Here is an 11,702-nt window from a genome sequence, read left to right on the forward strand (position 1 = left end):
AATTGATTTTGATTGTTGTTTAACGTCTCACTTATAAAACAATTCAATGGCTTAAATTCCTACTCTTTTCAATTTTACAAAACGAAAAACCCTCAACATTATGCAAAATGTTGAGGGTTTTTAAATTAGTGTATTTCTAAGATTTAATTTTTAGAAATATCTACTTTTTCAATAACTTTTATAACGTCACCTGATACGTTTGAAAGCGATGCTTCAAAAGCATTTAGTTCTTTTTTAACTTCAACCTGTGTACCTTCGAAAATAATAACTTCAGATGTTTTCTTTCCTTCTTTTATGGTGGAATAATTAACGGTGGCTTTAGCTAAACCTTGAGATTCCACAGACATTTTGATAGAAACTTCTGTGTCATTATTTGCTAAACCAGTTTCATCAGCATGACCACCTAAAATAGGAGCAATGACTAAGCCAATCAAGCACGTTAATTTAATTAAGATGTTCATTGAAGGACCAGATGTATCTTTAAACGGGTCACCAACGGTATCACCAGTTACAGCAGCTTTATGAGCTTCAGAACCTTTGTATGTCATCTCACCATTAATTTCAACTCCAGCTTCAAAAGATTTTTTAGCATTATCCCAAGCACCACCAGCATTATTTTGGAAGATTGCCCAAAGTACACCTGAAACGGTAACACCAGCCATATAGCCACCTAACATCTCAGCGATAGCTAGCGGATCCATTCCAAAAATCATTGGAATAAAAGCAATTGCTAATGGAAAACCAATTGTTAATAACCCTGGTAACATCATTTCTTTCAAGGATGCTTCCGTAGAAATCGCCACACATTTGTCATATTCTGGTTGCCCTGTGCCTTCCATAATACCTGGAATTTCTCTAAACTGGCGACGTACTTCTTCTACCATTTCCATAGCGGCTTTACCAACAGCATTCATAGCTAAAGCCGAGAATACTACGGGCACCATTCCACCAACAAATAGCATCGCTAATACTGGTGCTTTAAAGATGTTGATGCCGTCAATTCCTGTAAACGTTACATAGGCAGCAAATAATGCTAACGATGTTAATGCAGCAGAAGCGATAGCAAAACCTTTTCCTGTTGCAGCTGTTGTATTACCAACCGAATCTAATATATCTGTACGTTCTCTAACGATAGGTTCTTGTTCGCTCATTTCAGCAATACCACCTGCATTATCAGAAATTGGACCAAAAGCATCAATTGCTAATTGCATAGCGGTTGTTGCCATCATTGCAGAAGCCGCTAAAGCAACTCCATAGAATCCTGCAAATGCATACGATGCCCAAATAGCTCCAGCAAATAATAATACGGAAGGGAATGTAGAAATCATACCGGTCGCTAAACCTGCAATAATGTTTGTTCCTGCTCCAGTGCTTGATTGTTGTACTATATTTAAAATTGGTTTTTTACCTAATCCTGTGTAGTATTCCGTTACTGAAGAAATAACGGCTCCTACTACTAAACCTACTAAGGTTGCGTAAAAAACACGCATTGAAGAAATCTCTTGTAAACCTTCACCGAAGAAATTCATTTGCATAGTCTCAGGTAACATCCATGTTACTAATCCGAAACATGCTACAGCTACTAAAATAATAGATGTCCAGTTGCCAATATTTAAAGCTCCCATAACCTGGGCTTCTTTAGCGTCATTACTTTTTATTTTTACTAACATGGTTCCGATTATGGAAATAATAATTCCTACACCTGCTATTGCCATTGGTAATAGGATTGGACCAATACCTCCAAAAGCATCAGTGATTGCTCCTCCCATATCTTTAATGACGTAATTACCAAGAACCATGGCTGCTAAAACCGTTGCCACATAAGATCCAAATAAATCAGCTCCCATACCTGCAACATCACCTACATTATCACCAACGTTATCTGCAATTGTTGCAGGATTACGAGGGTCATCTTCTGGGATACCAGCTTCAACCTTACCAACTAAATCAGCACCTACATCGGCAGCCTTAGTGTAAATACCTCCACCAACTCTTGCGAATAATGCGATAGATTCAGCACCAAGCGAGAAACCAGCAAGGGTTTCTAATACGATGGTCATATCCATTGTATTGGTCCATTCGCTTCCCATAAAGAACCAAAAGAAAAATATAAAAAATGCTGTTAATCCTAAAACGGCAAGACCGGCAACACCTAATCCCATTACAGTTCCACCACCAAAAGATACCTTTAGTGCATTTGGTAAACTTGTACGAGCAGCTTGTGTTGTTCTAACATTTGTCTTAGTCGCTATTTTCATTCCTATATTACCTGCAAATGCAGAAAATACAGCTCCGAAAATAAAAGCAATTACAATAAGCCAATGCGTTGTTGGAACAATAAAAGAAACAATTGCAAGCAATATGCTTACTATGAATACAAAAATAGCGAGTAATTTATACTCGGCATTTAGAAAGGCAAGGGCACCTTCGTATATATGATCTGAAATTTCTTTCATTTTACCATCTCCAGCATCTTGCTTCATAACCCAAGATTGCTTTACTAGCATGTAAATTAAGCCTAAAAGGGCCAAAACTATTGGCATATAAATCATCAATGACTCCATATTATAATATTTAATTTAATTAGTGTTTAGCTAGGTAAATGTAATAAAATGAATCATATTTTTACGAAAAAAGCAATATCATTTGATTGATATTGCTTTTTTAATAGTTTTTTAGTTAAAAACCTTGAATTCCTAAATAAGAATGTTAAATCGTAAAAGTGCGTTTCTTTTTATGTTCACTTTCGTCATAACGCTGAATACATTCGTGATAAATTTTGATAGCTTCCTCAGCATCTCCCCATCCACCAACATCAACTTTCTTTTTCTCTAAATCTTTATAAACACGGAAAAAGTGCTCAATTTCTTTTAGTCTGTGTGGATTTAAATCGCTTATATCTCTATTATTACTCCAAATAGGATCAGAAACTGGTACACAGATAATTTTTTCATCTGGTCCTTTTTCATCCGTCATATGGAAAACACCAATCGGTCTCACTTCCATTACAACCATCGGATATGTTGGTTGGTGTCCTAATACTAAAACATCTAAAGGATCACTATCTAAAGCTAAAGTTTCTGGAATGAAGCCATAATCACCTGGATACATCATAGATGAAAAAAGCATGCGGTCAAACCTTATCTTGTGTAATGTAAAATCGTATTCATATTTGTTACGACTTCCTTTAGGTATTTCAATGAGTACATCGAAAGTTAATTCTTCTGATTCTGACATGTTTTAATTTGTATTTGGGAGTTCTAATTTACTTAGAACCATTGTTATATTCTCTGTTAAAATTTAAGTTCAGCAAAGATAATATATTGTGCGAGTTAGACAATTAATTATGTATATAGTGATTTATTGAATTATCATCAATTTAGACGTACTACTTTTCTTGTTCAAATTGTTTCAGTAAATTCGTTTAATCTGTAATGTATACTATAATTATACGTCTTTAAAAAGAGTTATCTAATATATGAACGTAATAAAAGTCATAAATGACCACAAGGAAACCATAAGAGTTTCAATGACCTTAAAAGAAGAGTCTCAGCGGTTCACAAAATTGCTATTTAAAGCTTTTTATGATTGTGATACGGATGCTGAATTGGCATTACAGCAATTGGAAACGTTATTTGTTACCATTAGAAATAAGGCATGTCCAGAAATTAAGAATAAGCCTTGTAAGCTTTGGAGTGATTTTAAAGAAAACATTCCCGATTTATATTCTAGTTTACAAAAGGATGCTGAAGCAATTTATAATAACGATCCAGCATCCAAATCCATTGAGGAAATATATTTAGCTTATCCAGGATTCTTTGCAATTTCAATTTATAGAATGGCAAGAGTCTTCTTTAAATTAAATTTGCCGCTAATACCAAGGTTAATGACGGAATATGCACATTCTATTACAGGAATAGATATACACCCTGGCGCTACTATCGGTGAGTATTTTTTTATAGATCATGGAACAGGTGTGGTTATTGGCGAAACTACAGACATACACAGCAATGTTAAAGTATACCAAGGCGTAACTTTAGGTGCTTTAACGGTAAAAAAAATACATCAAAATACCAAGCGTCATCCGACTATTGAGCAAAATGTTACCATATATGCTAATGCAACAATTTTAGGTGGACAAACAATTATTGGAAAAAACACAGTGATTGGTGGTAATACATGGTTGACGGAATCAGTACCTGAAAATTCTATTGTAACGCACAATCATCAAGTTGAAATTTTCTCAAAATTAAAAAAATAACATGAACAAGACGTTAATAGATAGAATAGGAAATACACCGCTTGTTAAATCCATAGCCGTAAATTCTAATCCTAATGTGAGTTTGTATTTTAAGCTCGAAGGAAACAATCCTGGTGGGAGTGTAAAGGACAGGGCTGCTTATAACATGATTAAAAGCGCTTTAGATACTGAGGAAATTAATGCGTCTTCAAAATTAATTGAAGCGACTAGTGGAAATACAGGAATTGCATTAGCAATGATTTGTAGTATTTTTAAATTGAATATTGAACTTGTAATGCCTGATACTGCTACGAAAGAACGTGTGCAAACTATGCGTGCTTACGGGGCAACCGTTACACTGCATCCTGATGGTATAGAAGGCGCGAGAGATTATGCTATAAATAAGGTTGAACATGAAGGTTATTTTTCATTCAACCAATTTGCTAATGATGACAATTGGAAGGCACATTATAAAACAACAGGTCCTGAAATTTGGAGAGATACCGAAGGTGCAATTACGCATTTTGTGTCTTCAATGGGAACTACAGGAACTATAATGGGAACCTCTACGTTTTTGAAAGAACAAAATGCTGAAGTAAAAATTGTAGGTGTACAGCCAACCGATGGTTCTAAAATACCTGGGATTAGAAAATGGCCCATAGAATATTTACCTAAAATATTTGATGCTTCTAAAGTGGATCAAACTATTGAAGTCAGTAAAGATGAAGCCGTAGAAATGACACGACGATTAGCTAAAGAAGAAGGTATACTCGCAGGAATGAGTAGTGGAGGAGCCACCGCTGCAGCTTTAAAATTGGTAAAAGAATTAGAGAGCGGAGTCGTAGTTTGTATTATTTGCGATAGAGGTGATCGTTATTTATCCTCTGATTTATTTGAATAAAATATTAAACACATTTTCTAAAAAAAAAAAGGATTTACTAAACGTAAATCCTTTTTTTTTAGAAATAGAATCCAAAACTACCAGTAATACCAAATGGTCTTGCGTCTGGTCGATCTAAATAATTTCCTCTAAAGTTGAAGTCTAAACGCAACACTTTAAAAATGTTGGCAACACCAAAGCTATATTCATAGTACATACGGGTATTTGGCGCTACTAAAGGAATTTCCATTAGATTACCTGTGCTGTTCAAAGTTGCATTTTCATCGGAGAGTTCTCCCCAAACACCCCTCAATCCTAAAATAGCTCTTAGGTTATACTTTTTTAAGAAGGGAATACGAGAGAAAATACGACCATTAAAATTATGCTCCAAATGAACAGAGCTATAGGTGTCTGTGACAAATTCGTAATAATCTAATTGTGTAAACGTATTGTATATTGAAAAATAGGATTGGTTACCAGGAACAACACTTAACAATCCTAAAGGTACTTCCCCAAATGTTTTACCTAATTCTACGGAGGTAACTAATCTACCAAATCCTCCTACTTGCCATGGTTGTATATATGAGAATTGAACTTTGGTATAGTCAAAGTCACTATCAAACCAATTGCGATCTCCACGACTTACTTGTGCGAAAAGTCTAGCGAAATTATCATTCTTATTTTTACGTTCTACTCCAAAACCGGTCATTTGACGTTTTGGGAAATAGCCCAAAGATAACCTTGATTCAAATTGTTTAATTTCAGAAGAAATACCTGATGATGATTCTGGATCAATATAATCTAAACTAAATGTTGAGGACGCTGAACTTATAGTACGGAAGCTTCCATCGATACGCACTTCAAAATTTCTAGAAGGTTCAATAGAGGCTCCAAAATTAGTTAAATTGATGTTGGATAACTTATCATTTGTACCAGTACCAATGACTGCGGATGAAGCTAAACTACGGCCTAAAACATCCGAAGAGCTCGTTAGGCTTGCTCCGATTTGTTCTACATCGCGCCTATTACCTCCAAAAATAGTTAAACGACTGCGTTTGTCTAATAACCACTTTCCAGAAACTCCGTATTTAAATTTATCATCTTTAAAACCATAAGCTAGGAAGCCTTCAATTCGCCATAAATCGTTAGGACCAAAATATGTTCTTCCACCAGTTCTAAGTCGTATACCTTCAACTTCGTTATAGCCAAAAGTTGAAAAAAGAGGACCGTAATCTAAATTGACGCTTGGAAACTCTATATAACCTGAAGCTAAAATACTTCCTAGATTATACAAGCGTTTAAATTTCTTAACCGTTTTTAGTGTGTCTAACATTTTGTAGACCCCTTTTTCGTCTTTACTTAAATCTTCGAGTCTATTCGTCTGCCAAAAATCATCTTCTCGGTTGTACACATCTTCATCATAATTATAAACGACCTTATCGTAAAACTTAGGATCTTTAGGTTGGTCAAATTTATAATTGTCATAGATCGTTGTTCGTTTTCCGTATACACCTCTAGACATTTCTTTTTTATTCATGGCGAAATCCGAAAGGAAATAATCACGTTTTATAAGAAATACAGAATCGTTTAATACCTCAAACTCTTGTTCAATATAAATTTCCTTAACCCAGTTAATATTCGCGCTTTTTGATGCTTGAAGATTAATTTCTTTAATGGCATAAGTGGAGTCGTTTACCCAAAAATCACCTTTAAAGGTCAATTCGTTTTTTCGTCTAGGATAATAAATAATGTTGTAACACCATTTGTCATCTATAAAGGCGCTATCGGATAATACATAATTATAAGTTTGTACGCCTGTTCTACTTAAAGGACTTACAAAACTTTTATCGAAAAACTTTAAGTAATTATCGTAGACATTATATTCAGAATAGAGATCATCTATAAAATCTATAATAACTTGATTGTTACTAAAACCTGAATTCTTATTGCCTTTTAGCTCTTCATGTTTTTTATTAATCACATTATCGCCAGATATTTTCTTAACAGATTCGTTTAAGAAAATCGGTAAGTAGGTTTTTCCTGTAACGTTAGACGTGTCAACTTCATTAAAAACGAACTCCATACCTTTAAAAAGCTTACTTTTTATTAAAGTGCTATCAATAGTGTTGAGGTCAAATTCTACTTTTTCGTACTGATCGTATTCGTATTGCTTAAATTGACTTAAACCGTTTTGACGCTTACGTTCCCAAATCTTTTTAAGAATTCTAATGGCTGGATTTTCCGATGCTTTTTTTGATTGCTTTCCTGTAACAATAAGGACTTCATCTAACGATGAGGCTTCCTCCTTAAGCGTAAATTTTAAATCGTAATTAACACGCTTGGTCAAAGGAACTTCTAATATTTCGAAACCAATAAAAGAAACGATTAAATTGTCCCAACTATTGTCGGATTCTAGATAAAACTTCCCCTCTTCATTGGTAATTGTACCTTCAGTAGAACCTTTAAATAAGACATTGGCAAATGGAATTGGTACATTGTTTTCATCAAAAACATGACCGCTAACTTTAGTCTGTGCCATTGCAGAAAAAAATCCAAGAACAAGAAATGGGATAAGTAGTTTTAGTTTCATATTAAAAAAATAAACTTCATCAACAACCATGCTAAACATATGTTAGAGGGTTACAAATGAAGTTTACTAAACGCAGATATATGCTTTTTATTTATTTATACATCACTTTTTTTACTGCTTTAACAACATCATCGCTATTTGGTAGCCATTCTGCTAATAATACAGGTGAATAAGGTGCAGGTGTATCTGCTGTATTTATTTTAATGATTGGAGCATCTAAATAATCAAATGCTTCCGATTGTACTAAGTAAGTGATTTCAGTAGCAACATTTCCAAAAGGCCATGCTTCTTCTAAAACAACTAAACGATTTGTTTTTTTAACAGATTTTAAAATTGCAGCTCTATCCATTGGACGAACAGTTCTTAAATCTATTATTTCACAAGAAATACCTTCTTTCTCTAATTCGTCAGCAGCTTTGTAGGCTTCTTTAATAATTTTACCAAAAGATACGATAGTAACATCGGTTCCTTCTCGCTTAATTTCAGCAACTCCAATAGGTACTACATATTCTCCTTCTGGCACTTCACCTTTATCACCATACATTTGCTCACTTTCCATAAAAATAACAGGATCGTCATCTCTAATAGCAGCTTTTAGTAAACCTTTGGCATCATAAGGATTTGAAGGTACAACCACTTTAAGACCTGGAGTATTAGCAAACCAATTCTCAAAAGCCTGAGAGTGTGTTGCTCCTAATTGACCTGCAGAAGCTGTTGGGCCTCTGAATACGATAGGACATTTAAATTGTCCACCAGACATTTGTCTAATTTTGGCTGCATTATTTATTATTTGGTCAATACCAACCAAAGAGAAGTTGAACGTCATGTATTCTACAATAGGACGGTTTCCTGTCATGGTAGATCCAATGGCAATACCAGCAAAACCAAGTTCTGCAATAGGCGTGTCGATAACGCGTTTAGCGCCAAATTCATCTAACATGCCTTTAGATGCTTTGTATGCACCATTATATTCTGCTACTTCTTCACCCATAAGATAAACACTTTCATCTCTGCGCATTTCTTCGCTCATGGCTTCACAAATAGCTTCTCTAAATTGAATTGTCTTCATTTTCTAATTTTTATTCGAAAAACAAAAATAATAATTCTAGACTATATAATGACATTAAATTTAATGTGAAAAAAGAAAATGTTTTAAAGCATTATGTTTTTTTAGCATTATTTGATTTTTTATGAAGACTTCTAAATAATAGAATGATTAAATTGTAAGAGAATCAGCAAAAATTCTTTAAATTTTTAAAAAATCGATAGTTTATTACGAAAAAAATGAGTTTTTCAAATATTTACTATGCGTGCATAGTAAAATTCAAATTATTATTTTTATCTTCGTACTCAAGAAAAAGACGTTTAAAATAAATTATTTTATATGAAGATATTAGTATGTATTAGTCATGTGCCCGACACAACATCGAAGATTAATTTTACAGATGGGGATACAAAGTTTGACACTAATGGGGTGCAATATGTAATCAATCCTAATGACGAATTTGGACTTACACGTGCCATGTGGTTTAAAGAAAAGCAAGGAGCAAGTGTAGATGTTGTTAATGTGGGTGGGGCAGAAACAGAACCAACTTTAAGAAAAGCTTTAGCTATTGGTGCAGATTCAGCGATTAGAGTAAATACGCCAGCTATAGATGGTTATACGGTTGCAAAACAATTGGCTAAAGTCGTCAACGATGGTGCCTACGATTTAGTTATTGCTGGTAGAGAATCTATTGACTATAATGGTGCAATGGTGCCTGGTATGTTAGCAGGGATTATAGGCGCTAATTTTGTTGCCAATTGTATTAATTTAGAAGTTGATGGAACCAACGCAAAAGCGGTTAGGGAAATTGATGGGGGTAAGGAGACGGTTAGTACATCGTTACCCTTAGTTATTGGTGGTCAAAAAGGATTAGTTGAAGAAAGTGATCTTCGTATTCCAAATATGAGAGGTATTATGATGGCACGTAAAAAACCTTTAACGGTTATAGAGCCTACAGAAGCTAATGTTGAAACTAAAGTTTTGAGTTTTGAAAAGCCAGCTCCTAAAGGTGCTGTTAAATTGGTTGATGCTGATAATATAGACGAATTAGTAAACTTGCTTCACAACGAAGCTAAAGTGATTTAATCTGCCATTCCTGCGTAGGTGGGAATTCATACAATAAATTATAACAACATAGATTCCTGCTTGCGCAGGAATGACAAAAATAAAAATTATGTCAATTCTAGTATATACAGAATCCGAAAACGGAAAATTTAAAAAGGCAGCTTTAGAAGTTGTCTCTTATGCAAAGGCAATAGCAGAACAAATGGGAACTTCAGTTACAGCGGTTGCATTTAATGCTAATAACGCAGAAGCGCTAGGTAACTATGGTGCTTCTAAAGTACTTTTAGTAAAGGACGAAACTTTAAAAGTTTTTAATGCTAAAAAATATGCGGCTGCTTTAGAAAATGCAGCTAAAAACGAAGATTCAAAAGTGGTTGTGGTTAGTGCAAGCGCTAATAGTAAATATTTAGCACCATTGCTGGCTGTTGGTTTAGATGCTGGTTATGTGTCTAATGTTGTTGCAGCTCCATCTAGCGTTTCTCCATTTACAGTAAAGCATTCTGCCTTTACAAATAAAGCATTTGCAAATACAGAAATAACGACCGATGTAAAAATTGTGGGTTTATCTAACAATTCGTTTGGTTTGGTCGAGTCTGGAGGTAATGCCTCAGTTGAAGATTTTTCACCTTCAATTCCAGAATCTGGGGTAAAAGTTGAATCTGTAGATAAAGCAACAGATAAAGTAAGTATTGCAGATGCAGAAATCGTTGTTTCTGGTGGAAGAGGATTAAAAGGGCCTGAAAACTGGGGAATGATTGAAGAACTTGCAGAAGTTTTAGGCGCAGCAACGGCATGTTCTAAGCCTGTGTCAGATTTAGGATGGAGACCGCATGGTGAACACGTTGGTCAAACAGGAAAACCTGTGGCGTCTAACCTATATATTGCTATTGGTATTTCTGGGGCGATTCAGCATTTAGCTGGTATTAACTCTTCAAAAGTAAAAGTGGTAATAAATACAGATCCAGAAGCGCCTTTCTTTAAGGCTGCAGATTATGGAATTGTAGGTGATGCATTTGAAGTTGTGCCTAAATTAATAGAAAAATTGAAAGCTTTTAAAGCGGCAAACGCATAATTTTATTACCTTGTAATATTCAATACCAATTCATAAAAGAAAGTATGCGGTATTAATAAGGACTGTTTAAATTTAGATTCCTCTTATTCACTTGCGTTTTATCGAAAGTATAGAGGAAATTAACCAAATCTGCACAATGCAGTTGGTAAAGTCCAAATTTAAACAGTTCTTTGTGTTTTATAAATTATGAGTTTAGTTCGTTTAAATATCAAAGGCATCTCTTACAGTCAAACCCAAAATGGTGCTTACGCTTTAATACTTAATGAAGTAGATGGTGATCGGAAACTACCAATTGTAATTGGTGCTTTTGAGGCGCAGTCTATTGCTATTGCATTAGAAAAAGAAATCCGACCTCCACGTCCTTTAACTCACGATTTATTTAAAAACTTCGCAGATCGTTTCGATATTGTTGTCAAACAAGTAATTATTCATAAGTTGGTTGATGGTGTATTCTATTCAAGCTTAATTTGCGAACGCGATAAAATTGAAGAAATTATAGACGCAAGAACTAGCGATGCTATTGCGTTGGCTTTACGTTTTCAAGCTCCTATTTTTACTTATAAAAATATTTTAGATAAAGCGGGAATCTATCTTAAAGTCAATCCAAAAAAGGAAGACGATGAAGAGCAAGATAGTATTCTTGTTGATGATCTTATTGTTGAAGAAATTGAAACTGCATCTGCAGAACAAGAAGGTTATAAGAATAAATCTCTCGAAGAACTCAATGAACTCTTAAATGAAGCGGTTAATAATGAAGATTATGAAATGGCAGCCAAAGTAAGAGACGAAATTTCTAAACGCTAACTAATA

Annotated in this window: 9 protein-coding genes; 5 read left to right on the forward strand and 4 right to left on the reverse strand. The window is 34.5% G+C overall.

The genetic code is table 11. The annotated features are described in order from the left end of the window. Nucleotides 1–143: 143 nt before the first annotated feature. Both HM986_RS13710 and HM986_RS13715 read right to left on the reverse strand, forming a co-directional pair. The gene (locus HM986_RS13710) at nt 144–2,564 is read right to left on the reverse strand and encodes a sodium-translocating pyrophosphatase (protein ID WP_179335663.1); all 2,421 of its coding nucleotides are present in this window, start codon (nt 2,562–2,564) and stop codon (nt 144–146) included. A 145-nt stretch (nt 2,565–2,709) separates the two neighbouring features. Continuing rightward, a complete protein-coding gene (locus HM986_RS13715) occupies nt 2,710–3,237 on the reverse strand; it encodes an inorganic diphosphatase (RefSeq protein ID WP_179335664.1) in 528 nt (175 codons plus the stop codon). Between the two features lie 241 nt (nt 3,238–3,478). On the opposite strand from HM986_RS13715, the gene epsC reads away from it, so the two are divergent. Both epsC and cysM read left to right on the forward strand, forming a co-directional pair. Further along, nucleotides 3,479–4,261 (forward strand): serine O-acetyltransferase EpsC, encoded by a 783-nt coding sequence (gene epsC, locus HM986_RS13720; protein WP_179335665.1) that lies wholly within the window; start codon nt 3,479–3,481, stop codon nt 4,259–4,261. Between the two features lies 1 nt (nt 4,262). Beyond that, nucleotides 4,263–5,141, forward strand: a complete 879-nt coding sequence (gene cysM / locus HM986_RS13725) for a cysteine synthase CysM (protein ID WP_179335666.1) — start codon at nt 4,263–4,265, stop codon at nt 5,139–5,141. A gap of 58 nt (nt 5,142–5,199) precedes the next feature. Here the strand turns inward: cysM and HM986_RS13730 are convergent, their stop codons facing one another. Both HM986_RS13730 and HM986_RS13735 read right to left on the reverse strand, forming a co-directional pair. After that, nucleotides 5,200–7,710, reverse strand: a complete 2,511-nt coding sequence (locus tag HM986_RS13730) for a DUF5686 and carboxypeptidase-like regulatory domain-containing protein (protein WP_179335667.1) — start codon at nt 7,708–7,710, stop codon at nt 5,200–5,202. 91 nt (nt 7,711–7,801) lie between these two features. After that, nucleotides 7,802–8,779 carry a pyruvate dehydrogenase complex E1 component subunit beta gene (locus HM986_RS13735; protein ID WP_092470291.1) on the reverse strand — a complete coding sequence of 326 codons (978 nt, stop codon included), beginning with the start codon at nt 8,777–8,779 and terminating at the stop codon, nt 7,802–7,804. Between the two features lie 315 nt (nt 8,780–9,094). On the opposite strand from HM986_RS13735, the gene HM986_RS13740 reads away from it, so the two are divergent. The 3 genes from HM986_RS13740 to HM986_RS13750 all read left to right on the forward strand — a co-directional run bounded on the left by HM986_RS13740 (nt 9,095) and on the right by HM986_RS13750 (nt 11,696). Continuing rightward, nucleotides 9,095–9,841: an electron transfer flavoprotein subunit beta/FixA family protein gene (locus tag HM986_RS13740; RefSeq protein ID WP_179335668.1), complete on the forward strand. Its 747-nt coding sequence runs from the start codon at nt 9,095–9,097 to the stop codon at nt 9,839–9,841. 88 nt (nt 9,842–9,929) lie between these two features. Next, nucleotides 9,930–10,892: an electron transfer flavoprotein subunit alpha/FixB family protein gene (locus tag HM986_RS13745; protein WP_179335669.1), complete on the forward strand. Its 963-nt coding sequence runs from the start codon at nt 9,930–9,932 to the stop codon at nt 10,890–10,892. 186 nt (nt 10,893–11,078) lie between these two features. After that, on the forward strand, nt 11,079–11,696 hold the full coding sequence (locus HM986_RS13750) for a bifunctional nuclease family protein (RefSeq protein WP_179335670.1): 618 nt from the start codon (nt 11,079–11,081) through the stop codon (nt 11,694–11,696). The last annotated feature ends 6 nt before the right edge of the window (nt 11,697–11,702 follow it).

The organism is Winogradskyella costae, assembly GCF_013403865.1.
Lineage (GTDB): Bacteria > Bacteroidota > Bacteroidia > Flavobacteriales > Flavobacteriaceae > Winogradskyella > Winogradskyella costae.